This window comes from Streptomyces sp. DG1A-41, assembly GCF_037055355.1.
GTDB lineage: Bacteria > Actinomycetota > Actinomycetes > Streptomycetales > Streptomycetaceae > Streptomyces.
Map to the genome: position 1 here is coordinate 574179 of NZ_CP146350.1, position 25494 is coordinate 599672.

General features: G+C 73.0%; 25 protein-coding genes and 2 pseudogenes. 15 read left to right on the top strand and 12 right to left on the bottom strand.

Annotated elements, in window-relative coordinates:
- Positions 1 to 40 precede the first annotated feature (40 nt).
- The 4 genes and pseudogenes from V8690_RS02785 to V8690_RS02800 all read right to left on the bottom strand — a co-directional run bounded on the left by V8690_RS02785 (position 41) and on the right by V8690_RS02800 (position 4811).
- Positions 41 to 1177, bottom strand: a complete 1137-nt coding sequence (locus V8690_RS02785) for an XdhC/CoxI family protein (protein ID WP_338775690.1) — start codon at positions 1175 to 1177, stop codon at positions 41 to 43.
- Positions 1170 to 3283 (bottom strand): annotated as a pseudogene (locus V8690_RS02790) (xanthine dehydrogenase family protein molybdopterin-binding subunit). Before V8690_RS02790 ends, V8690_RS02785 begins: the two are co-directional and overlap by 8 nt.
- Positions 3280 to 4272 carry a xanthine dehydrogenase family protein subunit M gene (locus tag V8690_RS02795; RefSeq protein ID WP_338775691.1) on the bottom strand — a complete coding sequence of 331 codons (993 nt, stop codon included), beginning with the start codon at positions 4270 to 4272 and terminating at the stop codon, positions 3280 to 3282. The pseudogene V8690_RS02790 and the gene V8690_RS02795 overlap by 4 nt, the downstream one beginning before the upstream one ends.
- Positions 4269 to 4811 carry a 2Fe-2S iron-sulfur cluster-binding protein gene (locus tag V8690_RS02800; RefSeq protein ID WP_338775692.1) on the bottom strand — a complete coding sequence of 181 codons (543 nt, stop codon included), beginning with the start codon at positions 4809 to 4811 and terminating at the stop codon, positions 4269 to 4271. The genes V8690_RS02795 and V8690_RS02800 overlap by 4 nt, the downstream gene beginning before the upstream one ends.
- Before the next feature lie 249 nt (positions 4812 to 5060).
- Here V8690_RS02800 and V8690_RS02805 point away from each other — a divergent pair, with 249 nt between their 5' ends.
- Positions 5061 to 5639, top strand: coding sequence for a TetR/AcrR family transcriptional regulator (locus V8690_RS02805; RefSeq protein ID WP_338785225.1), 579 nt, complete (start codon positions 5061 to 5063; stop codon positions 5637 to 5639).
- Between the two features lie 71 nt (positions 5640 to 5710).
- Here the strand turns inward: V8690_RS02805 and V8690_RS02810 are convergent, their stop codons facing one another.
- Positions 5711 to 6616 (bottom strand): LysR family transcriptional regulator, encoded by a 906-nt coding sequence (locus tag V8690_RS02810; RefSeq protein WP_338775693.1) that lies wholly within the window; start codon positions 6614 to 6616, stop codon positions 5711 to 5713.
- Between the two features lie 117 nt (positions 6617 to 6733).
- Here V8690_RS02810 and V8690_RS02815 point away from each other — a divergent pair, with 117 nt between their 5' ends.
- Positions 6734 to 6964, top strand: a complete 231-nt coding sequence (locus V8690_RS02815; protein ID WP_338775694.1) for a hypothetical protein — start codon at positions 6734 to 6736, stop codon at positions 6962 to 6964.
- Positions 6965 to 6992: 28 nt separating this feature from the next.
- Here the strand turns inward: V8690_RS02815 and V8690_RS02820 are convergent, their stop codons facing one another.
- On the bottom strand, positions 6993 to 7445 hold the full coding sequence (locus V8690_RS02820; RefSeq protein WP_338775696.1) for a hypothetical protein: 453 nt from the start codon (positions 7443 to 7445) through the stop codon (positions 6993 to 6995).
- A 665-nt stretch (positions 7446 to 8110) separates the two neighbouring features.
- Between V8690_RS02820 and V8690_RS02825 the strand changes: the two are divergent.
- Together V8690_RS02825 and V8690_RS02830 are read left to right on the top strand one after the other, a co-directional pair.
- Positions 8111 to 8838 (top strand): annotated as a pseudogene (locus V8690_RS02825) (helix-turn-helix domain-containing protein); the annotation flags it as partial.
- A gap of 91 nt (positions 8839 to 8929) precedes the next feature.
- Positions 8930 to 10120 (top strand): CaiB/BaiF CoA-transferase family protein, encoded by a 1191-nt coding sequence (locus V8690_RS02830; RefSeq protein WP_338775697.1) that lies wholly within the window; start codon positions 8930 to 8932, stop codon positions 10118 to 10120.
- A gap of 39 nt (positions 10121 to 10159) precedes the next feature.
- Here the strand turns inward: V8690_RS02830 and V8690_RS02835 are convergent, their stop codons facing one another.
- Together V8690_RS02835 and V8690_RS02840 are read right to left on the bottom strand one after the other, a co-directional pair.
- Positions 10160 to 11149, bottom strand: coding sequence for a TerC family protein (locus tag V8690_RS02835; RefSeq protein ID WP_338775698.1), 990 nt, complete (start codon positions 11147 to 11149; stop codon positions 10160 to 10162).
- 80 nt (positions 11150 to 11229) lie between these two features.
- Positions 11230 to 11874, bottom strand: coding sequence for a phosphoribosyltransferase family protein (locus V8690_RS02840; protein WP_338775699.1), 645 nt, complete (start codon positions 11872 to 11874; stop codon positions 11230 to 11232).
- Between the two features lie 248 nt (positions 11875 to 12122).
- Between V8690_RS02840 and V8690_RS02845 the strand changes: the two genes are divergently transcribed.
- On the top strand, positions 12123 to 13364 hold the full coding sequence (locus V8690_RS02845; protein WP_338775700.1) for a polysaccharide pyruvyl transferase family protein: 1242 nt from the start codon (positions 12123 to 12125) through the stop codon (positions 13362 to 13364).
- Between the two features lie 36 nt (positions 13365 to 13400).
- Positions 13401 to 14840 (top strand): FAD-dependent oxidoreductase, encoded by a 1440-nt coding sequence (locus tag V8690_RS02850; RefSeq protein WP_338775701.1) that lies wholly within the window; start codon positions 13401 to 13403, stop codon positions 14838 to 14840.
- Between the two features lie 15 nt (positions 14841 to 14855).
- Here the strand turns inward: V8690_RS02850 and V8690_RS02855 are convergent, their stop codons facing one another.
- Positions 14856 to 15512, bottom strand: a complete 657-nt coding sequence (locus tag V8690_RS02855) for an alpha/beta family hydrolase (RefSeq protein WP_338775702.1) — start codon at positions 15510 to 15512, stop codon at positions 14856 to 14858.
- Positions 15513 to 15664: 152 nt separating this feature from the next.
- Here V8690_RS02855 and V8690_RS02860 point away from each other — a divergent pair, with 152 nt between their 5' ends.
- Genes V8690_RS02860 through V8690_RS02875 form a run of 4 tightly spaced genes read left to right on the top strand, consistent with a single transcriptional unit; the run spans position 15665 to position 18935 of the window.
- Positions 15665 to 16645, top strand: a complete 981-nt coding sequence (locus V8690_RS02860; protein ID WP_338775703.1) for a GlxA family transcriptional regulator — start codon at positions 15665 to 15667, stop codon at positions 16643 to 16645.
- 36 nt (positions 16646 to 16681) lie between these two features.
- Positions 16682 to 17284, top strand: coding sequence for a DJ-1/PfpI family protein (locus V8690_RS02865; protein ID WP_338775704.1), 603 nt, complete (start codon positions 16682 to 16684; stop codon positions 17282 to 17284).
- 55 nt (positions 17285 to 17339) lie between these two features.
- Positions 17340 to 17795, top strand: coding sequence for an archease (locus tag V8690_RS02870; RefSeq protein ID WP_338775705.1), 456 nt, complete (start codon positions 17340 to 17342; stop codon positions 17793 to 17795).
- Between the two features lie 33 nt (positions 17796 to 17828).
- Entirely contained in the window at positions 17829 to 18935 is a 1107-nt protein-coding gene (locus tag V8690_RS02875; protein ID WP_338775706.1) for a CapA family protein, read from the top strand.
- 60 nt (positions 18936 to 18995) lie between these two features.
- Here the strand turns inward: V8690_RS02875 and V8690_RS02880 are convergent, their stop codons facing one another.
- On the bottom strand, positions 18996 to 20015 hold the full coding sequence (locus tag V8690_RS02880) for a sigma-70 family RNA polymerase sigma factor (protein ID WP_338775707.1): 1020 nt from the start codon (positions 20013 to 20015) through the stop codon (positions 18996 to 18998).
- 107 nt (positions 20016 to 20122) lie between these two features.
- Between V8690_RS02880 and V8690_RS02885 the strand changes: the two genes are divergently transcribed.
- Both V8690_RS02885 and V8690_RS02890 read left to right on the top strand, forming a co-directional pair.
- Complete coding sequence (locus V8690_RS02885) at positions 20123 to 20575, top strand: YbhB/YbcL family Raf kinase inhibitor-like protein (RefSeq protein ID WP_338775708.1); 453 nt, start codon at positions 20123 to 20125, stop codon at positions 20573 to 20575.
- Between the two features lie 131 nt (positions 20576 to 20706).
- Positions 20707 to 21969 (top strand): MFS transporter, encoded by a 1263-nt coding sequence (locus V8690_RS02890; RefSeq protein WP_338775709.1) that lies wholly within the window; start codon positions 20707 to 20709, stop codon positions 21967 to 21969.
- 62 nt (positions 21970 to 22031) lie between these two features.
- Here V8690_RS02890 and V8690_RS02895 read toward each other — a convergent pair whose 3' ends face one another.
- A complete protein-coding gene (locus V8690_RS02895) occupies positions 22032 to 22460 on the bottom strand; it encodes a VOC family protein (protein ID WP_338775710.1) in 429 nt (142 codons plus the stop codon).
- A 269-nt stretch (positions 22461 to 22729) separates the two neighbouring features.
- On the opposite strand from V8690_RS02895, the gene V8690_RS02900 reads away from it, so the two are divergent.
- Positions 22730 to 23104, top strand: coding sequence for an SH3 domain-containing protein (locus tag V8690_RS02900; RefSeq protein WP_338775711.1), 375 nt, complete (start codon positions 22730 to 22732; stop codon positions 23102 to 23104).
- 61 nt (positions 23105 to 23165) lie between these two features.
- Positions 23166 to 23540, top strand: a complete 375-nt coding sequence (locus V8690_RS02905; RefSeq protein WP_338775712.1) for a peptidase M23 — start codon at positions 23166 to 23168, stop codon at positions 23538 to 23540.
- A 67-nt stretch (positions 23541 to 23607) separates the two neighbouring features.
- On the opposite strand, the gene V8690_RS02910 is transcribed toward V8690_RS02905, so the two are convergent.
- Positions 23608 to 24057, bottom strand: coding sequence for a hypothetical protein (locus V8690_RS02910; protein ID WP_338775713.1), 450 nt, complete (start codon positions 24055 to 24057; stop codon positions 23608 to 23610).
- Between the two features lie 253 nt (positions 24058 to 24310).
- Here V8690_RS02910 and V8690_RS02915 point away from each other — a divergent pair, with 253 nt between their 5' ends.
- Positions 24311 to 25468 carry a hypothetical protein gene (locus V8690_RS02915; protein WP_338775714.1) on the top strand — a complete coding sequence of 386 codons (1158 nt, stop codon included), beginning with the start codon at positions 24311 to 24313 and terminating at the stop codon, positions 25466 to 25468.
- Positions 25469 to 25494: the final 26 nt, after the last annotated feature.

Below are 25494 nucleotides of genomic sequence, written 5' to 3' on the forward strand. Positions count from 1 at the left end.
GGCCGCGGCCCCTCCGGCGTGTCGTCGGCGAAGTCGCCGCTCAGACCGGTTGCGGCAGCGGCCCGGCCGCCCGCTCGCGCGGGTGGATCGGGGTGTCCGATCCGGTGAGCGGCCGGCCCGTGCCGCCGTGCCGCGTCGCGACGATCTCCGCCGCGATGGACAGGGCGGTCTCCTCGGGCGTACGGGCGCCCAGGTCGAGGCCGATGGGGGACCTGAGCCGGGCCAGCTCGCGCTCGCTCACGCCCGCCTCCCGGAGCCGCCGGTTGCGGTCCTCGTGGGTGCGGCGGGAGCCCATGGCGCCGACGTAGGCGACGGGCAGCCGCAGGGCTTCGGTCAGCAGGGGGATGTCGAACTTGGCGTCGTGGGTGAGCACGCACAGCACGGTCCGCGCATCGGTGTCCGTCCGCCGCAGGTAGAGGTGGGGCCAGTCCACGACGATCTCGTCGGCCTCGGGAAAGCGGACCCGGGTCGCGAAGACGGGACGGGCGTCGCAGACGGTGACGTGGTAGCCGAGGAACTTGCCCGCCCGTACGAGGGCGGCGGCGAAATCGATCGCCCCGAAGACGATCATGCGGGGCGCGGGGACGGCCGACTCGACGAGCAGGGTGAGACCGCCCGGGCAGTGCGAGCCGTCCTCGGAGACCTCGACCGTGCCGGTGCGGCCGGTGTCCAGCAGGGCGTGGGCCTGGGCGATCGCCGTGCGGTCCAGGTCCGGGTGGCCGCCGAGGCTGCCCTCGTGCGTGCCGTCGGGACGTACGAGCACCGCCCGGCCGAGAAGCCCGGCCGGGCCGTGGACCACTCGGGCGAGAGCCACCGGCTCGCCGTGGACGGCGGCTGACAGAGCCGCCACCGGGGCCGCGCCGTCGGCGCCGTACGGGGTGACCATGATGTCGATCGTCCCGCCGCATGTCAGTCCGACCGCGAAGGCGTCCTCGTCGCTGTAGCCGAACCGCTCGACACGGGTCTCGCCGTCCTGGAGGGCCTGGAGACACAGGTCGTACACCGCGCCCTCCACGCAGCCGCCGGAGACCGAGCCGACGGCCGTGCCGTCGGCGGAGACGGCCAGGGCGGCGCCGGGCGGGCGCGGGGCGCTGCCGCCGACGGCGACGACCGTGGCGACGGCGAAGTCCCGGCCCTCCTCGATCCACTCGTGCAGGTGCCCGGCGAGGTCAAGCATCGCCGCCCGCCGTCAGGACACGGTCGGGGCGGATGGGCAGGTGCCGGTGGCGGACGCCGGTCGCGTGCCAGACCGCGTTGGCGACCGCCGCGGCGGCGCCCACGATGCCGACCTCGCCGATGCCCTTGATGCCGACCGGGTCGTCCGGGTCGGGGTCGTCGACCCAGTCGGCCTCGATGTGCGGGATGTCGGCGTGCGCGGCGACGTGGTAGCCCGCGAGGTCGGCGCCGTAGACGCCGCCCGTGGCCCGGTCCCGGACGGCTTCCTCGTGCAGCGCCATCGAGATGCCCCAGATCATGCCACCGACGAGCTGGTTGCGGGCGGTGAGCGGGTTGACGATCCGGCCGGCCGCGAAGATGCCCAGCATGCGGCGGACCCGGACCTCGCCGGTGGCCGGGTCGACGGCGATTTCGGCGAACTGCGCGCCGAAGGAGTGCCGTTCCTTCTGGGCGAGGGCACCGATGGCCTCGGCCGTGTTCGACCGTACGGTGATGCCCTCCGGCGGAATGTCGGCGCCCGGCGCGAGGCTCTGCCGCAGCTCGTCGGCGGCGGCCGTGACGGCCCAGGCCCAGGAGCGGGTACCCGCCGAGCCGCCGGCGATCATCGCCGGACCGAGGTCGCTGTCCGCGATGCGCGCCCGGACGCGGTCCGTCGTGACTCCCAGGGCGTCGGCGGCGACCAGGGTGAGCGCGGTCCGGGCGCCGGTGCCGATGTCCGCGGCGTTGATCCCCACCGTGAAGGTGCCGTCCGCCTCCGCGGTGACGGCCGCGGTGGAGGGCATGGCTCCCGCGGGGAAGGAGGCGGCGGCGGTGCCGGTGCCGAGCAGCCAGCGGCCGTCGCGGCGCACACCGGGCCGCGGGTCCCGGTCGGCCCAGGCGAACCTGCGGGCGCCTTCCCGGAAACAGGCGATCAGGTTGCGGCTGCTGAACGGCAGCCCGGACACCGGGCCCACCGCGGGCTCGTTGCGCAGGCGCAGCTCGATCGGATCGATGCCGCACCGCTCGGCGAGCTCGTCGAGCGCCGCCTCCAGCGCGAACGAGCCGGGCGCCTCCCCGGGGCGCGCATCCAGGTCGGGGTCGGCACGTCGAGCCGCACGACCCGGCTGGCCGTGTGATGCGCGTCGGCGTCGTACATCGCCCGGCTCGCCGCGGCGCTCGGCTCCACGAACTCGTGCACGGACGAGGTCATGTTCAGGGACTGGTGCTCCAGGGCACGCAGCCGCCCGTCCGCGTCGGCGCCGAGCCTGACCCGCTGGGCCGTGGGGCTGCGGTAGCCGGCGAGCGAGAACATCTGCCGGCGAGTCATGACGACCCTGACCGGACGTTGCAGAACGGTCGCGGCCATCACGGCGGCCACCTGGTGCGCACGGACGCCTTTGCTGCCGAAGCCGCCGCCGACGTGCTCGGAGCGCACCCGCACGGAGGCGGGGTCGAGGGAGAACAGGTTCGCGAGCTCGCCGGCGACCCAGGTGGTGCCCTGGTTGGAGTCGACGACCTCGAGCCGGCCGCCCTCCCACAGGGCCGTCGCGGCGTGCGGTTCCATCGGGTTGTGGTGTTCCTCCGGAGTGGTGTACTCCGCGTCCACCACGACGGCGGAGGAGGCGAGTTGGCCCTCCAGGTCGCCCTTCTCCATCACGCCCGGCGCATGGCCGTCGACCGGATACGCCTCGGTCTGCCGCTCGGCGGAGAACGCGATGTCGTGCGGCTCCTGGTCGTACGTCACGACGAGGGCCTCGGCGGCCTCCCTGGCCTGCTCGGACGTCTCGGCGACGACCAGCGCCACCGGCCAGCCCATGTGGATCACCCGGTCGTGCTGGAAGAGGGCGACGCTCGGGTCCGGCGGCACGCCCAGCAGGCCGATGTAGTCGCTGTCGACGCGCGGGGCGTTGTCGTGGTGGAGCACGGTGAGCACGCCGGGCATCCGGAGCACGGCCTCGGTGTCCAGGGCGCGGATACGGCCGCGGGCGACGGTGGACAGCACCAGCCAGCCGTGGGCGAGTTCGGCGAAGGGGATCTCGGCGGCGTAGCGGGCCGCTCCGGTGACCTTGTCGCGGCCCTCCACGCGGGTGTGCGCGGTGCCGACGGAGCCCTTGGTGGCGGTGGTCATCGGGTGGCCTCCTCGGCGAGTTCGCTCAAGCCGGCCACGACGAGGTTGCGCATCAGGGTCACCTTGTATCCGTTGTGGGTCAGCGGTTCCGCCTGGGCCAGTTCCGCGTCCGCGGCGGCCGTGAAGTTCTCGGCGTCGGCCGGTGCGCCGAGCAGGGCGCGTTCGGCCGTGCGGGCCCGCCAGGGGCGGGAGGCGACCGCTCCGAAGGCCAGGCGGACGTCCCGTACGACACCGTCCTCGACGTCGAGGGCGGCGGCGATCGAACCGATGGCGAAGGCGTACGAGGCGCGCTCGCGCACCTTGCGGTAGCGGGAGTTGGCGGCCACCGGCGCGGGCGGCAGGGTGACGCCGGTGATCAGCGCACCCGGCGGCAGGGCCGTCTCCAGGTGCGGGGTCTCTCCCACCGGCAGGTAGAAGTCGGCGAGCGGCAACTCCCCCGGCCCGTCCGCCGTTTCGTAGGACACGACGGCGTCGAACGCGGCGAGCGCCACGCCCATGTCGGAGGGGTGCGTGGCCACGCAGTGGTCGGAGGCGCCCAGGATGGCGTGATTGTGGTGCTCACCGGTGATGGCGGGGCAGCCGCTGCCGGGGTTGCGTTTGTTGCAGGCGGAGGCGACGTCGGCGAAGTAGCCGCAGCGGGTGCGCTGGAGGAGGTTGCCGCCGACGGTGGCCATGTTGCGCAGCTGTCCGGAGGCGCCGGCCAGTACCGCCTGCGCCAACGCCGGATAGCGGAGCCGGACTTCGGGGTGCGCGGCGAGGTCGCTGTTGGTGACGGTCGCACCGATGCGCAGGCCGCCGTCGCCGGTCGGCTCGACGCGGTCCAGGGGCAGTTCTCGGACGTCGACCAGCAGGGCGGGCCGCTCGACGCCGGTCTTCATCAGGTCGACGAGGTTGGTGCCGCCGCCCAGGAAACGGGCTTCCCAGTCGCCGTCGAGCAGCGCCACGGCGCCGGAGACGTCGTAGGCGCGCTGGTAGCCGAACTCCCTCATGCCGCCGCCCCCTTGCTCTCGGCGGCCCGGGCCACGGCCTGGACGATCGACACGTAGGCGCCGCAGCGGCACAGGTTGCCGCTCATCCGCTCCCTGATCTCCTCCGGGGTCAGCGGTGGCGGTCCCGCCTCGGGCCGTATGTCGTCGGTGGCGGCGCTGGGCCAGCCCGCCGCGTGCTCCTCGATCAGGGCGATGGCCGAGCAGATCTGCCCCGGCGTGCAGTAACCGCACTGGAATCCGTCGAGGTCGAGGAACGCCTGCTGCACCGGATGCAGCTGGTCCCCCTCCGCGACGCCCTCGATGGTGGTGATCTCACGCCCCTCGGCCGCCACGGCGAGCTGGAGGCAGGACACGGCCCGGCGGCCGTCGACCAGGACCGTACAGGCGCCGCACTGGCCCTGGTCGCAGCCCTTCTTCGTGCCGGTCAGATCGAGGCGCTCACGCAGGGCGTCGAGCAGGGTGGTGCGGTGGTCGACGGTCAGCGTGTACTTCTCGCCGTTGACGGACAGGGTGAGGTCGCTGGACGTCGATGGGGGCATGGAAGCCTTCTTTCTCACGTCACACGGTCGGGAGGCGGGAGCCGTGGGTGGCGGGCCGGTTCGCAACAGTGCAGGATGCGGTGCGGGCCGCAGCGTCAGGGCCGTCTCGGGCTGTCCGCACGGACGTCCCGCCGATACGATGAAGCAAGCGGACAGTTGTCCGATACCCGGAAACGTAACGGACAACTGTCCGCTTAACAAGGGCCGGGTTTCGGCCAAGGACCGCGAGGAGGGCGAGTGCCGGAGAAGGTGCCGCAGAAGAAGGAGGCTCCTCTGCGCTCGGACGCGCAACGCAACCGCGAGCGCATCCTGGAAGTCGCGTTGGTCGAACTGACGCGTGCGGCGGACGCCCCGCTGAGCGCGATCGCCAAGAAGGCGGGCGTCGGGCAGGGGACCTTCTACCGCCACTTCCCGAGCCGTGAGGCGCTCGTCATGGAGATCTACCGGCACGAGATGCGGCAGGTCGCCGAGACCGCGGCACCGCTGCTGGAGAGCCGGGAGCCCGACCAGGCGCTCCGTGAGTGGATGGACCGTTGCGCGCGGTTCGCCATGACCAAGGCCGGCCTGGCCGACGCGCTCCGCCAGGCCACCAGCGCGCCGGGGAAGCCGGCGAAGCCGGCACACACCCCCCTGACCGAGGCGGCCGAACTCCTCCTGCGCGCCAACGAGAAGGCCGGCACCATCCGCCCTGGAATCACCGCGGACGACCTCTTCCTCGCCATCGGCGGCCTCTGGACGATCGCCCCGAACACCGACTGGCAGCCCCGCGCCACCCGCCTGCTGGACCTCGTCATGGACGCGCTGCGGGTGGGGGCGCCCGGGCGGTGAAGGGGCGGGGCTTCATGGGGCGGACGGTCGAGGGACGGCAAAGGTCCCGCGCCCCTGAGTTGCCCAGCGCTTCAGGCGACGGCCGTCGGGGCCAGTTCTCGTAGTTCCCGGAGGGCCGCCGCCACCGCCGGGCGGGCGTGGCCGCCGCCGCGGGTGCAGGTCAGGAGCTTGCGGTGGGGGTCGCCTTCGCAGCGGACGCGGGCGATCGGGAGATGCGGCGTCAGATGGGCGAGGCGCGGGACGAGGGCGACGCCGAGCCGGTGGGCGACGAGGTGGGCGGCGACGTTCCAGTCGAGGGCGTGATGGACGACGTCGGGGGTGAAACCGGCCGCGCCGCATGCGGACAGGACGTGCGGACGGCAGGCGCTCTCCTCCACCGGCGCGATCCACGGCTCGTGTGCCGCCTCCGCGAGATCGACCCGGGCCCGTCCGGCCAGCCGATGCCCTTCGGGGACGACCAGGTCGAACGGGTCGTCGAGCAACGGCTGCTGGTCGAACCGCGTGTCGCTCAGCGGCGGGTTGTGCGGGGTGGACTCGACGATCGCCAGGTCGATGTCACCCTCGAAGAGGAGGTCGAAGCTCTCCGGGACGCCCGCCTCGGTGATCCGTACGGACAGCCGCGGGTGCCGCTCCCCCAGCCGGGCCGCCATCGGCGCGAGCAGCACCGAGATGGCCACGGGGAAACCGGTCACGCGCAGCACTCCGGACGGCGCCCCGTGGTCCGCCCGAAGATCTAGTTCCGCCTGGTCCCAGCGGGCCTGGATGGCGTCGGCGTGCGCGAGCAGGCTCTCGGCGGCCGGAGTGAGGCGGACCCCGCGCCCCTGCGGCTCCAGCAGGTCGACGCCCAGGTCACGGGCGAGCTGCCGGATCTGCTGGGAGGCGGCGGACGGCGTGAAGTGCAGGGCTCGGGCGGCCGCGGTGACCGTGCCGTAGTGGGCGACCGCCCTCAGGACATGCAGCCGGCGCAGGTCAATCATGAAGCCCACGCTTCACAATGACGTCCACAAAGTCAACCTGGACGTGTACGGAGACTCCGGCGCACCCTGGCTGTGTCGCGACGGTCAACCAGCCACGACGTACGAGGAGTCATAGACATGATCAGCACCACCGGCACCGTCTGCCCGCACTGCGGATGGCCGGACGGAGGCGAGCCGTTCCAGGTGCTGTCCCGGCACACCACCGCGACGGGCCGCACGGAGTGGACGCGCTGCGGATGCGGCTCACTCCAGGTCCGGGTCGTCGACGGCGGCGGCATGCGCGTCGTCTCGCGCAGCCGGCCGGCATCCGGGTCCGCTCCGGCTCGGTCGGGTACCGCGAGCGGCTGAGGGCTCAGGCCCCGCCGTGCTGCGCCAGCTACTCCCCCAGCGGGCTGCGCCGGTACAGGACGCGGCGGCCGTCGCGAGCGCGGGTGACCAGGCCGGCTGCGCTGTGGCTGGAGCGGGCCGGCGTGGCGGGCCGTACCGGGTCGGCGCCGGGCGCCGTGAACACGGGCGGTGCCGGGGCCGCGGTTTTCGCCGTGGACAGGGCCCCTGCCGGGGCTTCGCACGACGTAGTGGACACAGGCCATGCCCTGGCCACGTCCGGCATGGTGAACGCGGACGGTGCCGGGGCCCCGGCCTTCACCGTGGACACGGACCATGTCGGGTCGGCGGCCTTCGCCATGGACAGGGCCCCTGCCGGGGCTTCGCACGACGTAGTGGACACAGGCCATGCCCTGGCCACGTCCGGCATGGTGAACGCGGACGGTGCCGGGGCCCCGGCCTTCACCGTGGACACGGACCATGTCGGGTCGGCGGCCTTCGCCATGGACAGGGCCCCTGCCGGGGCTTCGCACGACGTAGTGGACACAGGCCATGCCCTGGCCACGTCCGGCATCGTGAACGCCGGCCTTGGCGGGTCGGCACCGGCCGCGCCCCCGGACCGTGCCCCGGCGATATCCGGCGTGGTGGAACCAGACCGTGCCTGGGCGGGGTCCGACGCCATGGGCCACGCACCATGCCGGGACCGCGTCCAGCGTGGTGAACACTGCCCCCGGCGGGTCGGCGTCGGCCGCCGTGTGCCCCCGGACCCTGCCACGGCGGTATCCAGCGTGGTGGACCCAGACCATGCCGGGGCCGGGTCGTACGCCATGGGCACGGACCATGCCCGGACGGCACCGGGCGCCGGGAACGCGGACCGTGCCACGGCGGCATCCGGCGCAGTCGACGTGCCGGGCAGCGTCCTACGCCATGGGCACGGACCCTGGGGCCGGGTCGGCGTCCGGCGTCGTGAAAACTGCCCCTGCCGGGGCGGCGCCAGGCGACGTGGACACGGACCGCGCCTGGACGGCGTCCCGCGCCATGGACACGGACCATGCCGGGACGGCACCGGGCGCCGGGAGCGCTGATCCCGCCTGGACGGCGTCTCGCGTGGTCGACACCGGCCATGCCGGGGCCGCGTCCCGCGTCGGCCGAGTGGGGCACGTCCGGGTCGCGGCCAGCGTGGTCGACGCGGTGATTCTCGAACGGGCCGCCGGTGCCATACGGCTCGTTCTCGACCGTACCCGCGGACGGGCCCCGGCCGACGATCCGGCGCCGGTCGAGACGCTTCTCGACGGCGCGGCTCCGGAACCGGACCGGCTGCATACCGCTCGCCGTCTCGCCTGGACCCCACGGTTCCGGCCCGGGCTCTCGCCCCGCTGAGGGAGCGGCCACGGGTCGTGCCCGTCGGGACGGAGGCCGACACGGGCACGGTCGGACGACTCGGCGTCGGGCCGGCCGTTCCCGTGCTGGAGCTCCCCCGGTCTGAGGCCGAGGTCCGTACCGCCCTGCGGTTCACCGCCGAGGGCACCCCGCGGGATCCCGGGCCGCGGGTGGTGTACGCCGACGAGCTGGATGGCATCGCCCTCCTCGCCGATCTCGTCGTACCGGGCGCCGAGCCGGCGCCCGACGTCCGTGTCCTGGAGACGGCGGCGGCCACGCCCTGGCTGCTGGCGACCCTGCACGCCGTCGCGTCCACGGCGAGCCTGCGAGCGGCCGCCTCAGAGATCAACGTCCACCACTCGACGCTCCAGGACCGGCCGGCCCACGCCGAGCACCTGCTCGGCTGGCCGGTGCGCACCCCGCAGGGCCGGCTCCGGCTGCAACCGGCGCTGGCGATGCGGCACCTGGCCCGGCCGCAGCCGTCGCACGTCCGCCACGCCCGCCCGTGGTCCGCGTGATCCGGATCGCGCCCGGGGGCCCGTGCCGCCGCCGTCCGGCTGGGGGAGACTGTCCGGGCGCCGTCCGGTACGAGGTTCAGGAGCATGAGGCATGAGCGTGCAGCGGTATCCCCTGGCCGGGGTCACGGTGGTCAGCCTGGAGCAGGCCGTGGCCGCGCCCTACGCCACCCGGCAGCTCGCCGACCTCGGAGCCCGTGTGATCAAGGTGGAGCGGCCGGGCGGCGGCGACTTCGCCCGCCGGTACGACACGACCGTGCACGGCCACTCCAGCTATTTCGTGTGGCTCAACCGGTCCAAGGAGTCCCTCACACTCGACCTCAAGGATCCGCGCGGCCACGAGATCCTGCACGAACTCCTCGACGGCGCCGACGTCTTCGTACAGAACCTCGCCCCGAACGCCGCCGGCCGGCTCGGTGTGGACGCCGCCACCGTCACCAGCCGCCGCCCCGGTCTGATCCCGTGCACGATATCCGGCTGGGGCACGACCGGCCCCTGGGCCGACCGCAAGGCGTACGACCTGCTCGTGCAGTGTCAAACCGGTCTTGTGTCCCTGACGGGGACCCCGGAGGGGACCGCCCGGACCGGGATCTCCGTCGCCGACATCGCCGCCGGGATGTACGCCTACAGCGGCATCCTCACCGCTCTGTACACCCGCGCCACCACCGGCGAGGCCCACCCGGTGGAGGTGTCCCTGTTCGAGGCGCTGGCGGAGTGGATGGGCCAGCCCGCCTACTACACGCGGCACGGCGGCACCCAGCCCCCGCGCCTCGGCACCCAGCACGCCACCATCGCGCCGTACGGGACGTACGAGGCCGCCGACGGCAAGGAGGTGCTGTTCTCCATCCAGAACGAGCGGGAGTGGGCGGCCCTGTGCACGGAGTTCCTCGGCAGGCCGGAGCTGGTCGAGGATCCGCGCTTCGCCACCGGCTCCGACCGCGTCGCCCACCGTGAGGAGCTCAACACGATCGTCGCCGCCCGCTTCGCCCGCTCCGGCTCCGCCCAGGTCCTCGAGGACCTGGAGGCCATCGGCATCGCCTGCGCCGGGGTCAACGACGTCGCCGCCTTCCTGGACCACCCGGTGCTGGCCGCCCGCGGCCGCTGGACCGAGGTCGCGGTTCCGGGCGCCACGGTGGAGGCCCTGCTCCCGCCGGCCGATCTGGCGGGCCTGCCCTCCCGCATGGACCCCGTACCGGCGGTCGGCGAGCACACCGAGTCGATCCTGGCCGAGCTGGGCCGTACCGACGAGGAGGTGGCGGCCCTGCGCGCGGACGGCGTCGTCTGACGCCCCGAGCGACCGTCCCCGAGCGGCGTCCGGGAGAACCTACCGGGACCCGGTGGCGCGCCGCTCCTCCTCGGCCCCGGCCTCGGCCTCCTGCTTCTTCGAAGCCCGCAGGCTGGTGAGCGTGGTGACGGCCAAGACCAGAACGATGAAGCTCAGGGAGAAGGGGATGCTGATCTCGGGCACGTGGACGCCCGACTCGTGCAGGGCGTGCAGCACCAGCTTCACGCCGATGAAGCCCAGGATGACCGACAGGCCGTAGGAGAGGTGGACCAGCTTCTTCAGCAGGCCGCCGATGAGGAAGTACAGCTGGCGCAGGCCCATCAGGGCGAAGGCGTTCGCGGTGAAGACGATGTACGGGTCCTGGGTCAGCCCGTAGATCGCGGGGATGGAGTCGAGGGCGAACAGCACGTCGGTGGAGCCGATCGCGAGCATCACGACCAGCATCGGGGTCATGATCCGCTTGCCGTTCTCGGTGATGAACAGCTTGGTGCCGTGGTAGCGGTCGGCGACGCCGAAGCGCTGCTCCGCCATCTTCAGCAGCTTGTTCTCCTGGTACTCCTCCTCGTGGTCCTGCTTGCGGGCGTCCTGGATCAGCTTCCAGGCGGTCCAGATGAGGAAGGCGCCGAAGATGTAGAACACCCAGGAGAAGGCGGAGATGATGGCCGCGCCGGCGGCGATGAAGACGGCCCGCAGCACCAGGGCCATCAGGACGCCGACCATCAGCACCCGCTGCTGGTACTGCGAGGGCACCGCGAACTTCCCCATGATCAGGACGAACACGAAGAGGTTGTCGACGCTCAGCGACTTCTCGGTGATGTAACCGGCGAAGAACTCACCCGTGGGCCCGCTCCCACCGAAGTACCACAGCCCCAGCCCGAACAGCACGGCCAGGACGATCCACACCACCGTCCACGTCCCGGCTTCCCTGACTGACACGTCGTGGGGCTTGCGGCCGACGAAGAAGTCGACGGCGACGAGCAGGCACAGGGCTGCCACGGTCAGCAGCCACACGGATAGCGAGACGTTCACTGATGCTCCTGTTGCAGGTGTGGGGAACATCCTTGTCCGACCTGGCTGATTTTCGCCACACCTGACAGGTGAACAATGCGTCACAGCTGCGCGTGCAGGGCCTCCAGGACGTCCTGGTCCGTCAGCTGGTCGAAGTTCTCGTACCAGAGGCCGACCGCCATGAACGCGGCCGGCTGGTGCAGGCAGATCACCTCGTCCGCCTCGGCGCGCAGCAGCTCGACCGCCTCCGGGGAGCACACCGGCGCGGCCAGCACCACCCTTTCGGGCGCCTGACGTCGGACGAATCGCACCGCGGCCCGGGCCGTGGAACCGGTCGCCAGGCCGTCGTCGACCACGATCACGGTACGTCCGCGCAGGTCGGGCGCGGGGCGGCCCTGCCGGTACAGCGCCTCGCGGCGGCGCAGTTCCGCGCGCTCCCGCTCGATGACGGGCGCGAGGGCGGCCTCGCGGAGTCCCAGATGCCGCATGGCGTCCTCGTCGAGGAGCGGCACCTCGTCCCCGGCCATCGCACCGACGCCCAGCTCCTCCTGGAAGGGCGCCCCGATCTTCCGTACGACGAGCACGTCGAGCGGGGCGTCGAGCGCCTCGGCGACCTCGCGCGCCACGGCGACCCCGCCGCGAGGCAGGGCGAGGACGAGGGGATCGGGCAACGCCCCCTCGCGCTGCCGTGTGCGCAGCGTTTCGGCCAGTTCCCGGCCGGCCTGCCGGCGATCACGGAACCGCATGACGGTCACCTCTGCTTCCCACACGGAGAGATCCCTCGGCCGGTGCGGCTCCCGCGTACCCCCAGCCCACCGGACAATGCGCACCATCCGGACGTCCGTCACACTCGGAACGCGGGGTGTTTCCGGCCGTGCGGCGCAGGCGACCCGGGACCGTGCGCACGGCACGAACCGTACGCACGGCACGGCCCTCTCCGCACGACCGGCGCACCAGGCCACTGAGCAGACTCCGACGCGACGGGAGCACCCGGATGACCACTGCCCCTTCTCATCCGCAGCCCGACCGGCCGGGCCCGCGCATCGGCGTGCTGGGTTCGTACGGCGGCTTCAACATCGGCGACGAGTCGATCCTGACCTGTGTGCTGCGCTGTCTGCGCGCCCAGCGGCCCGAGGCCCGGCTGGTCGTCTTCAGCCGGAACGCCGAGCACACCCGGGTCCATCACCCGGGTGCCGACGAGGTCGTGGACTGGGAGGGCGTCAGCCGCAGCCACGTCCTGGACGCGCTGGCCTCGCTGGACGTGCTGGTCCTGGGCGGCGGCGGGCTCCTCTTCGACGGCGAGGCGCGCCGCTATCTGCGCCTGGTCCGGGCCGCGCAGGAGCGCGGCATCCGCACCTTCGCCTACGCCATCAGCGCCGGCCCGCTGCGCGAGGCCGACGACCGGGAGGCCGTGCGCACGGTGCTGGCGGACATGGACGACGTCGTGGTGCGGGACGAGGAGTCCAAGCTGGTGCTGGAGGACGTCGGTGTCGAACGCGACGTCGTCGTCACGGCCGATCCGGCGCTGCTGCTGGAGCCGGAGCCGTTCACCGACGAGATGATGCGTCACGAGGGCGTGCCCACCCACTCGCGTCTGGTGGGGATGTCGGTGCGGGAGCCGGGCCGGGCGGCCGAGAAGCTGGACGAGGGCGACTACCACGCGCTGCTCGCCGATGTCGCCGACTTCCTCGTCCGCCGGCTGGACGCGCATGTGGTGTTCCTGCCGATGGAGCGGCACGACGTGCGGCACGCGCACGCCGTGCTGTCCCACATGACCGCCCCCGACAAGGGGCGGATCCTGCACGGCTCGTACAGCCCGGGGCAGGTCCTCGGCTTCATGCGCCATCTGGACCTGGCGGTCGGCATGCGCCTGCACTTCGTGATCTTCGCGGCGCTCTCGGGACTGCCGGTGCTGCCGCTCCCCTACTCCGGCAAGGTCTTCGACTTCGCCCGCCGGATGGGGGCTCCGGCCCTGGTGGGCGTGGCGCGGGAGCAGGCCGGGCTGCTGCTGGCGGAGGTGGACCGGCTGTGGGACGAGTACCCGGAGCGCCGGCAGGAGCTGCACTCCCGCGTCCGTGAGCTGTCCACGCAGGCCCTGGAGACCTGCTCACGCTGCGGAGTGCTGCTGGACGAGGTCGACGGGGGGACGGAGGCGGCAGTGGGCGCCCCTCCCCTCCTGGACACGCGGGCAGAACCACCGCCGCCCACGGCCGAACCCCGTCCGCTGGGCGTGTGACGCCGACGCCGAGGACCCGCCCGCGGGAGGACACCGATGCCGATCCTGCAAGAACCGCGCGAGCCCCGCACGGTCACCCTGCCCGCGCGACCCGCCCGGCACGGCGGCCGGACGGAGGTCCTGGTGGTCGGCGGCGGCCCGGCCGGGTTCGCCGCCGCGGTCGCGGCGGCCGACGCCGGCGCCGAGGTCGTCCTGGTGGAGCGCTACGGGTTCCTCGGCGGCAACGCGACCGCGGCGCTGGTCATGCCGCTGATGTCGTTCCACAACGAGCACAAGCAGGCCACGTTCACCGAGACCGGCCAGGACGCCCGGCTGCTGCCCACCGACCACGGCGAGGGCGAACCGGTCGTCCAGGGTGTGCTGTGGCGGCTGCTGGACCGGCTCATGGGGCGCGGCGGCTGTCTGAAGCCCTCCCCGAGGACCGGCTACACGGTCCCCTTCGACCCGGAGCTCTTCAAGCTGGTCCTGCTCGACATGATGGACGAGGCGGGCGTGCGGATGCTGTTCCACGCCTTCGCCTCCACCGCGCTGCGCCTCGACGACGGCTGGCGTGTGGTGTTCGAAACCAAGTCGGGGCCGGTGGTGATCGACGCCGACGTGGTCGTGGACGGCACGGGCGACGGCGACGTCGCGGCTGCCTGCGGGGCGCCGTACGAGATCGGCCGGCCGGAGGACGGGCTGGTGCAGCCGATGACGCTGATGTTCCGGGTCGCGGACTTCGCGCGGCCGGACTTCGCCGCGTACGTGCGGGAGCATCCCGACCAGTGGCGCGGGGTGCACGGCCTGTGGGACCTGGTCGAGGAGGCCAGGGCCGACGGTGATCTGCGGCTGCCGCGCGAGGACATCCTGTTCTTCGCGACGCCGCACCCGCGCGAGGTCAGCGTCAACAGCACCCGCGTGAACAGGGTGCTCGGCACCAGCGTGTGGGACCTGACCCGGGCCGAGTACACCGCCCGGCGCCAGCTCGCGGAGATCGACCGCTTCCTGCGCACCAGGGTGCCCGGCTTCGAGGAGTCGTACGTCGTGCAGAGCGGCACCCACATCGGCGTCCGGGAGACCCGGCGGGTCGTCGGCGACTACCATCTCACCGGCCACGACATCCTGGCCGCCCGGCGCTTCCCGGACGTCGTCGCGCACGGCGCCTATCCGGTCGACATCCACAACCCGCGCGGCTCCGGGACGGTCCTGAAGCGGGTGCCCACGGGCAGCTTCTACGACATCCCGCTGCGCTGTCTCGTGCCGCAGGGCACGGAGCGGCTGCTGGTGGCGGGCCGCTGCATCTCGGGGACGCACGTGGCGCACTCGTCCTACCGGGTCATGCCGATCGCGATGGCGACCGGCCAGGCGGCGGGTGTGTGCGCCGCGCTGACCGCACGCCACGGGCACGGGCCTCGGGGTGTGCCGTACCGGCGCGTGCAGCGGGAACTGCTGCGGCAGGGCGCCCGGTTGCGCATCGACCTGCCGGTGGCCGGCTGACGCAGGGCGCCGCCGTCAGCCCGCCGCGGTCCTCAGCTGGTCGTGGCACCACTGCCGGGCCACCTCGGTGACCTGGCCGAGCGCGCCCGGCTCCTCGAACAGATGGGTGGCGCCGGGCACCACGTGGAGGGTGTGCGGGACGTGCAGCCGTCGGGCCGCTTCCTCGTTGAGCCGCAGCACCTGCCGGTCCCGGCCGCCCACGATCAGCAGCACCGGAGCCCGGACGGCGTCCAGGGCGTCGCCCGCCAGGTCGGGCCGCCCACCGCGCGAGACGACGGCCGACACCCGGTCGGGGCGTTCGGCGGCGGCGACGAGGGCCGCGCCCGCGCCGGTGCTGGCGCCGAACAGCACGACGGGCAGGCCCTGAGTGCCGGGCGACTGTGCCAGCCAGTCGATGGCGGCCACCAGCCGGCGGCCCAGCAGGGGGATGTCGAAGCGGAGTTCGGCGGTGACGACGTCCAGCCGTTCCTCCTCCTCGGTGAGCAGGTCGATCAGCAGGGTGCCGAGTCCGGCGGTGCGCAGGCCGGCGGCGACCTCGCGGTTGCGGGGGCTGTGCCGGGAGCTGCCGCTGCCGTGCGCGAACAGCACGATCGCGCGGGCGGCGGGCGGCACGGTCAGATCGCCGGTGAGCGCGGCGCCGTCGGCGGGCACGGTGACCGTCTGGGAGATCATCGGAGGCCTCCTCTCCCCCGTTCCCGAATTCCAATTCCCGGGTTCCTCCGCCCGCCTACCCACACCGCGGCAGCCGTCCCGCCTGGCGTATGGCGCGATCTGTGGGGTGCGTGTCGTTGACGCCATACCGCAGGCCGATGGAGCGTGGAGGCGTGACAGATCGCCGTATCGTCTTCGTCGTCTTCGACGGCTTCCAGCCGCTCGACCTCACCGGCCCGCACGAGGTGTTCCACAGCGCCGGCGAGGACTACGCCTGCGAGGTCGTGGCGCCCCGGGCGGGACCGGTCAGGTCGGTCAGCGGGCTGCTCGTGCACGCCGGGCACGGCGTGGCGGACCTCGGCCCGGCCGGGATCGACACGCTCGTGGTGGTGGGCGGCCGGGGTGTCGACCGGGCCCGCCAGGACCAGGCGCTGGTCTCCTGGATCGCCGCCGCGGCGGCCGGTGCCCGGCGCGTGGCCTCGGTGTGCAGCGGGGTGTTCCTGCTGGCGGCGGCGGGGCTGCTGGACGGGCGCCGGGTCACCACGCACTGGGCACGCGAGGAGCAGTTGGCCCGGGAGCACCCCGAGGTGCGCGTGGACTGTGAGCCGATCTTCGTCCGGGACGGGCGGGTGTGGACGTCGGCCGGTGTGACGGCCGGTATGGATCTGGCGCTCGCCCTGGTGGAGGACGATCTGGGCCGGGAGGTCGCGCACGCGGTGGCCCGCCGACTCGTGCTGTTCCTGCGCCGGCCGGGCGGCCAGTCGCAGTTCAGCGTGGCGTTGTGGGCACGGCAGCCGGCGACGGACCCGCTGCGGGCCGCCGTCACCGCGATCCACGCCGATCCGGGCGCCCGGCACGACATCGCCGGCCTCGCCGCACACGCCGGGCTGAGCCCACGGCACCTCCAGCGCCGTTTCACCGCCGAACTGGGCGTGCCGCCGGCCACGTACGTCGAGCGGGTGCGCGTCGAGGCGGCACAGCGCGCCCTCACCGAGGGGGACGAACCGGTCGAGGCCGTCGCCCGCCGCTGCGGCTTCGCCACCGCCGAGACCCTGCGCCGCGCGTTCCACCGCCGGCTGGGCATCGCACCGTCCGACTACCGCGCCCGCTTCCGCTCCACCGCGGAACCCGCCGACGCTCACCACGTCTCGTAGCCACGCTCACCACGTCTCATGGAAAGGGGAACCCGGATGACGACATACGGCCTGCTGGTCTTCGAGGAAGCCGAGGAGCTCGACTTCGTGGGGCCCTGGGAGGTCTTCACCGTCTCCGCCCAGCTCCGCGACGGCGCCGACTCGGCCGTGCTCATCGCCGAGCACCCAGGGCCCGTGCGCTGCAACAAGGGCCTGCGCGTCCTGCCCGACCACATCCTCGACGACCATCCGCCGCTGGACGTGCTGCATGTGCCGGGTGGCCGGGGCGCGCGCGAGGTCCAGGTGCACAACCCGGTGGTCACCGACTGGATCGGGAGGACAGCGGAGCGAGCCGCATGGGTGCATGGCGTGTGCACCGGCACGTTCCTGCTGCACGCAGCGGGTACCGCGCGGGGGCGGCGGGTGGCCACGCACTGGAGCCAGGAGGACACCCTCGAGGCCCGCGGCGATGTGACGGTCGTCCGGGACGCGCGCTATGTCGTGGACGGCAACCTGGTCACCAGCCAGGGCGTCTCGGCCGGCATCGACAGCGCGCTGTGGCTGGTCGGCCGGCTGCACGGCCGGGACCACGCGCGGGCCGTACGGCGCTACATCCAGTACGACCCGGCGCCGCCGTACCTCGCGGACGAGCCCGTCTGACCACGTGCCCGGCCGGTCGCCGCATGGGTGCGCCAGCCCCGGGCAGTCGATGTTCATGGGCGGTGACAGGGGCGACGACGGGCAGGTACGGCAACCGGGCGACTGCGGGCACCGGGCGGTGCCGCATCCGGAGAACATCCGGATCGAGGCGTGGGCGGCGTGCCGGGAGCACTGTCTGGCCGAGGCCGTCCTGGCGATGGTGGAGTGCTTCGCGGACGTCTCCGGGGTACGTCCGACCGCCGTGGACCGGGTGCGGCTGGCCGAGGCCAGCGACGACGACCTGCTCGCCACGCTGCTGGACGAGATCATCTTCCGGCTGGAGGAGTACGGCCAGGTGCCGGTGGACGTGGAGGCGGACGAGGCCGACGGCGGCCTGGACGTACGGCTGGCGGTCACCGGCCTCGCGGACGTGGAGATCACCGGGGCGGTCCCGAGGGCGGTGGCGTGGAACGAGCTGCGGATCGGCCCGGATCCGTACGGGTGGTCGTGTGCGGTGACGGTCGACGCGTGACCCCGCCGGCCGGGGTGCGCCTACCGTGGAGGTGTGGGCGGCGGCGTCGTGACGCTGTTCCTGTGCGGTGACGTGATGCTCGGGCGCGGCGTCGACCAGATTCTGGCGCACCCCGGTGATCCGGCACTGCGGGAGGCGTACGTGGAGGACGCGCGGTCCTACGTCCGGCTGGCGGAGTCGGTGCACGGCCCGGTGCCCGCGCCCGTCGATCCGTCCTGGCCGTGGGGCGAGGCGCTGAGGGTACTGGACGAGGCCGCCCCGGACGCCCGGATCGTGAACCTGGAGACGTCGGTGACGTCCGGCGACACGTTCGCCCCGGACAAGGAGATCCACTACCGGATGCACCCGGCCAACCTGCCGGCCCTGGCCGTGGCCCGGCCCGATGTGACCGTCCTCGCCAACAACCACGTTTTGGACTTCGGCCGCCCGGGCCTGCTGGAGACCCTGGACGCGCTGGCCCGGGCGGGCCTGCGGACGGCGGGTGCGGGACGTGACGCCGGGCAGGCGTACGCGCCCGCCGCGGTCCTCCTCCCCGGCGGCCGCCGGCTGCTGGTCCTCGCCCTCGGGGCGCGGACCAGCGGCATCCCGTCCGGCTGGGCGGCGACGGCGGACCTGCCCGGTGTGGCGTACCTGCCCGAGCTCTCGCCCGCCACGGCCGACTCCGTGCTGCGGTACCTGAGGCGCGTGAGCCGAGCCGGTGACCTGACCGTCGTGTCCGTGCACTGGGGCACGAACTGGGGTTTCCGCGTGCCCCGGGAGCAGATCCGCTTCGCGCACGCCCTGGTGGACGGCGGGGTCGACGTCGTCCACGGCCACTCCTCGCACCACCCCCGCCCGCTGGAGGTGTACCGGGACCGGCTGATCCTGTACGGCTGCGGCGACTTCGTCGACGACTACGAGGGCATCACCGGCTACGAGGAGTACCGCGACGACCTGCGGCTCGCGTTCCTCGCCTCGGTCGAGGCGGACAGCGGCCGGCTGGCGGGGCTGCGCATGGTGCCGCTGCGGGCGCGCCGGATGCGCCTGGAGCCCGCGCCCCGGGCGGACCGCGCGTGGCTGCGGACGACACTCGACCGGATCAGCGACGGGGTGAGTGTGGCGCTGGAGCCGGACGGCTCGCTGGCGTTGACGCACGGATGAACCGGTGGTGGCTCGCTCGGTTCGGTCGGCCGGTCCGGCGGCGCCGCGTGAGCCGGGAGGTCAGCCCGCCCACGCCACCAGCCGCTCCCGGTTCTCGGGCGCCCGCAGCCGGGCGAGGGACTCCTTCTCCAGTTGGCGTACCCGCTCGCGGGTCAGGCCGACGCGGCGGGCGACCTCGTCACGGGTGCGGGTGTGGCCGTCGTGCAGGCCGTAGCGGAGGCTGAGGATCATGGCCTCGCGGGGCCCGAGCGTGCCGACGGCCTCGCGCAGTTCCTCGGCGAGGGCCTGGTACTCGGCCACCTCCGGGGCCTGGAGCACCTCGGTGTGGGGAATGAGGTCGCCGACCACGGTCTCGCCGGTCTCGTCCACGGGCGTGTCCAGGCTGACGGCCTGCCGGCCGACGCGGCGCAGCCAGCCGATCCTGTCGGCGGCGAGGCCGCTCTCCCGGGCCACTTCCTCGACGCTCGGTTCACGCCCCAGGTCGAGTTGCAGACGCCGTTCGATCCTGGCGACCTTCTGGAGCTGTTCGACGACGTGCATCGGCAGCCGTACGGTGCGCGCGTGCACGGCCAGGCCCCGCTCGATCGCCTGGCGGATCCACCAGGTCGCGTAGGTGGAAAACTTGAAGCCCCTGGTGTGGTCGAACTTCTCCACGGCTCGGATCAGCCCCAGATTGCCCTCCTGGATGACGTCCAGCAGGGGCAGCCCCCGGTGGGCGTGCCGTTTGGCCATCGACACGACGAGCCGGAGGTTGGCCCGGACCATGTGGTCCTTGGCGGCCTGCCCGCCCCGGGCGGCCTCCTCCAGCTCCCCGCGCCGCTCAGGCGTGAGGTCGCGCTCGCCGGCGTCGGCCTGTTCCAGTTCCTCCAGCGCCCGCACGCCGGCCTGCATCCGCCGGGCCAGCCGGACCTCGTCCTCCGCGGTGAGCAGCGGCGTCGCCGCGATCTGCGTGAGGTACTGGCCCAGGAGGTCGGGTTCCTCGTCGGGCTCGGGGATGCGGTTGCGCAGCCGTGCGGTGCGGACGGGGGCGCGGCGGTCCTCCCGGGCATCCGCCGCGCGGTCTTCTGCCAGGGGAGACATGCTCGCTTCCTCCGTCCCCTACCTCTTTCGGGAAGAGTCTCGGGTACCCGGGGGAAACGGCCGTGAACCGTGTGTCCGGGTGGTTCACCGGGGGTACACCGGGGCACATGACCGGCATCGAACTGCGCAGCGACGCGTTCAACGACCACTCCTTCATCGCGCGCCGGTACGCGTACGAGGGACCGAACGTCTCTCCGCCGCTGACCTGGAGCGGCGTACCGGATGACGCGGCCGAACTGGTCCTGCTCTGCGAGGATCCCGACGCCCCGTCGGGCACCTTCACGCACTGGGTCGTGGTCGGCATCGACCCGCACAGCGACGGCGTCGAGGCCGGGCACTGCCCACCGGGCGGCACGGAACTCGTCAACGGCTACGGGCAGCGCGGCTGGGGCGGCCCGCACCCCCCGCCCGGGGACGACGCACACCACTACTTCTTCCGGCTCTACGCCCTGTCCCAACCGTGCGTCCTGCCCGAGGCGCCCCGCGCGGACCAGGTACACGAGGAGGTCGAGAAGCGCCGCATCGCGGGCGGCACGCTGGTGGGTCTCTACCAGCGCTGAAACCCGTTTGTCACAACGGTTGGTTGTGTCATGGGTGACGGACGGTTGTTTGCCCGGGCTGCCCTGAGCCCGCTTGGATGGCTGCCGGTCAACACCGGGTTGTCCGCGGGAACGGGGAGTGTGCGCCGGGTATGGCGGGCAGGCGGTCGCTGGGGCGGCGGTTCGGGTGGCTGTGGGGGGCGTACGCGGTCAGCGCGGCCGGCACCTGGCTCGCGTTCGACGCGTTCGCGCTGATCGCGGTCCTGGCGCTGGACGCCGGACCGACGCAGGTGTCGCTGCTGGCGGCGGTGGGACCGGCGGTCGGCGCGGCGGTGTCGGTGCCGCTCGGGCCGTGGGTGGAGGTCCGCCGCAAACGGCCGGTGATGATCGCGACGGACCTGGTCCGGTGCGCGGTGCTGCTGAGCATCCCCCTGGCGTTCGCCCTGGGCCGGCTGAGCTTCGGCCAGCTGATGCTGGTGTCGGTGGCCGTCGCGGCGTCCGACATCACCTTCAACGCGGCGGCCGGGGCGTTCCTGAAGGAGTTGGTGCCACGGCGGGACCTGCTCCTCGCGAACGGGCGGTTCGAGGCGACGAACTGGATGGCCAGCATGGTCGGGCCGCCGCTGGGCGGGGCCGCGATCGGACTGTTCGGTCCGGTGACGACCGTGGTGGCCGACGCGGTGAGCTATCTGCTCTCGGCCTTCGGCCTCCGGGCGATCGGCGGCGAGGAGAAACACCCGGTGCGGCCCACGTCCGGCGCAGCCCGGCCCCGGGCGGGCGACCTGCTCGACGGCTGGCGCTTCATCCTGGCCGACCCGGCGCTGCGCCCGCTCTTCTTCAACACGGTCCTCGTCAACTCCCTGATCATGGCGGCGTCTCCGCCGCTCATGGTCCTGATGGTCGACCATCTGCGGTTCGCCCCCTGGCAGTACGCGCTCGCCTTCGCGGTGCCCTGCACGGGCGGCCTGCTCGGCTCACGCCTGGCACCACGGCTCGTCACGCGGTTCGGGCGGCACCGGGTCATGCTCACCACGGGGGTGCTGCGGGCGTGCTGGTCGCTCGGGCTGGCCTTCGTCGGCCCCGGTACGGCCGGACTGGCGCTGGTCATGGTGGTCGAGTTCGGGCTGATCGCCTGCTGCGCCGCGTTCAACCCGGTGTTCGCCACCTACCGCCTCGAACGGGCCCCCGCGGACCGGGTCATCCGCGTCCTGTCGGCCTGGTCGGCCACCGGCAAGGCCACCACAGCGGCCGTGACCGCCCTGTGGGGCCTGTTGGCCCACCTGACCGGCCCTCGTACGGCCATCGCCCTCGCCGGCGTCTTCCTCCTCTTCACCCCCGTCCTGCTCCCCCGCCGCGACCAGGCACCGGACACCGGCCCCGACCCGGCTCCCCTGGCGCTGCGGGACGGCGGCTGAACCACCCGCCCGGCTGGGCCGGGGACGGGGGCGACGCCGCTCCCGTCCCCGGCCGGGCCGGCTCAGACGGCCCCGGGCACGTCCTCCATGACGCCGTTCAGCGGCGAGGACGGGTCCGTGCCGTACGGACGGGTGATGATCTCCAGGCCGTGGCCCGCCGGGTCGAGGAAGTACACGCCCCGGCCGCCGTCGTGGCGGTTGATCTTGCGCGGGTGGTTGCCGTGCGGGTCGGCCTGGATGGGGATCCGGGCCGCGACGAGCCGGGCGAGGGCCTCGTCGAACTCGTCCTCGGAGACGAGGAACGCATAGTGCTGCATGGGGATGTCGGCGTCGATGGTGAGGAAGTCCAGCGTGACGCCGTTGGCGGTCGTCACCGGCAGGAACACCCCGACCGGTGCCCCGACCTCCAGATCCAGGATCTCCGCCAGAAAACGGGCGGACTTCTCCCGATCACGGGACAGGACGATGGTGTGATTGAACTCGACTGACACGGTTGAATGCCTCCACGGGCATCTCCGCGGCACCTCCATGCCTCACCCGGACGGTGACCGACACGCGATGCCGCGCGGTGGATCGTAGGCAGAGGTGGTCGCGGTCGTCGAGCGGTTTTCGGCCGTATCGCGCCGCCCACGCCCAGCGGGCCAAGTACCCCCGCCCGTACCCCTGTTGTCCCGCACGACCCTGACAATTGTCAGGGACCGCATCGCCCCTGCTCTCCCTACAGTTCTGAGCGTCGGCCACACCTCAGGGGGAACTCGACATGTCCACTCGCATTTTCGCCAGGGCCGCGCTCGTCGGCGCCGGGGCGCTCGCACTGCTCGGTCCGCTCACCGCCGGCACCGCGGCCGCGTCCGCCGCCGGCGAGCAGGGCGGCGCCCGCGTCATGGCCGCGCCGTATGCGGTCGTGCCGTACGAGACCGTCAACGTCCGCTACGGGCCGGGCACTTCCCACGGAATCCTCGCCACCGTTCCGGCGGGCCAGCCGCTCGGCGCCTACTGCTGGACCCGCGGCCAGCGCATCACCGACAACGGCTACTCCAACGACGTCTGGGTGAAGCTCCTCGAGGGCTTCGTCAGCGCCGTATACCTCAAGGGCAACGAGTACGGCGACCTGCCCGCCTCGGCGCGCTGCTGACCCGGAACATGACCACGTCCGACCACACCATCCTCACCATCGTCCTACGGGGGACAGACACATGAAGCGAATGATCAGCCGCACCGCCATGGGCCTCGCCGTGACCGCGCTCGCCGTCGGCGGCCTCGCCACCACGGCCCAGGCGGCCCCGGCCGTCGCAGGCGGCGGCGACCCGACTCTCACCGACGTCTACATCTGGGCCACCGACGTCAACCTGCGCCAGGAACCGACCACCAACTCCCCGCGGCTCGCGGTCCGTTCGCAGTGGTGGGCGGACGCCATCTGCCAGAAGCAGGGCCAGACCGTGCACGACCCGGCCGTCGGTACGAACAACTGGTGGACCGCCGTCATGGAGCTGTCGGGCAGCGATGTCGCCTGGGTGAACAACCTGTACATCCGTGGCGGCCAGAAGATCGCCGGCGTCCCGGACTGCTGACGCACCATCCCCTCCACACGCCTGCGGCGGGCCACCGGGAGATCGGTGGCCCGCCGCAGGTTCGTGCTCAGTACCAGCCGGTCTCGGTCAGGTCGTGGCCGTCGCACGAGAGCACGGCGCGCGAGACACGGCCGTTGAGGTTGTTGCCCATCTGCGTGTAGGCGTAGGTGATGCCGGGGTCGACGCTCTCGGAGACCCAGCCGTCGACTCGTCCCACGCCGCTGTTGGAACGCTGGAGTACGGCGACGCAGCCGGGCCGGGAGTTCTCGATCCGGGCGAAGGAGCCGCACTTGTCGGAGTAGAAGTACTTCAGGGCCATGCCTTCGGCGTACTTGGTGGCCCCGATCTGCCGGAACGTGCCCGAGCAGTAGGAGGTCGTGGGGTACTGCCCCTCGTTCCCGTAGGCCCCGTAGTTGCCGCCCGAGTACGGCGCGGCCTGGGCGGAGGTCGGGAGGAGCGCCATCATCGCGGCGGCGCCCCCGGCGGCCAGCAGTGTCCTGAGCGATCGGCGGCTCATAAGCCCTCTTTCTGTGTGTCGGCGGGTGTTCCGGTCGTGACCGTACGGGCGTCACCACACCTGCGACACCTGACATTTATCAGGGTCGAACGCCACAGGTCGCCTCGTTTCGGGGGCCCTGACTTTCGTCAGGACCGGCCGCACCGCTCGGGCTCCTGGTGTGTCGGCGCGGGACCAAGGCTCCGCCGGACAACCGTGGGACCGGGCGACCGTGCGACCGGCACCGGGCTACCGGCGACCAGGGAGGGCAACCATGCGCATACTCCTGCGCGGCACTGCGGCGGTAGCGACCGTCGTCACGGTCGCCTCGCTGCCGGGTGGCGCGGCGGCACTCCCCCGGTCGGCGACGACCGCTCAGGCCGCTCAGGGCGCTCAGATCCCGGACGGCGTCACCGCCGGGATCGCGGTCTTCGACCGCCGCACGTTCACCGAACAGGTCGACGAGAGCGCGCGGTTCCGGTCCGCCTCGGTCGTCAAACTGCTGCTGGCCCTGGATTTCCTGTGGGACCGTGGGCCCGCCCACACGATCCCGGAGGCCGACCGCGCGCGGTTGGAGCCGATGCTGCGCGGCAGCGACGACAAGGCCGCGCACCACTACTGGTCCGAGCACGGCGGCTCGGCGATCACCGACCGGATGAGCACCCGGCTCGGTCCGCGCGACACCGCGCCGCCGCCCGCCGGGTACGAGGGCTACTGGGGCTACACCGCCCTCTCGGCCCGTGACACCGTGGATCTACCGCTACATCCTGGACGATGCGCCCGCCCCCGTCCGCGACTTCGTCATGGACAACCTGCGCCGCTCCACGCGCTGCGCCTCGGACCGCTTCGACCAGCACTTCGGCATCGCGGGCTCGTTCGACCGCCCCTGGGCGGTGAAGCAGGGCTGGTCCGGGGGCACGCGAAGGGGACGTGCGGCGCCTCGGGAGCGGCGGCCGAGGCAGAAGGGGCCGCCGCTCCCACCCATGCCGCCGCCGGCGTGGACCCCACCCGCCCGGCACTGCACACCACCGGCACGGTGGGCGCGGACGACCGCACCATCGTGGCCGTACTGACGCTGCATCCGGCCGGCGCGTCGTACGGGAAGGCCTACACCGACCTCGGCCGGCTGACCCGTTCGCTGAACGTGCCGGGCGGGGCGCGGCCGACGGGGGCGTGGTTCGGCATCTGGGGCGAGGTCGTGAACGTCCGCAAGGGCCCGGCCACGGGTGCTGCCCGGGTTGATCAACTCCCGGCCGGGGTCGCGGTGCTGGTGGGCTGCCAGACGCGGGGCCAGGTGGTCAGCGTGCCGCCCTACACCAACGAGTGGTGGGCCTGTCTGCCCCAGTACGGCGGCTACATCTCCGACATCTACACCAGCTCGCCGGACAACCGGCTGCCGGACGTCCCGGAGTGCGGCTCGCCGCGGCCGTGACGGGAACGGGGGACGAGCGGTGGGCG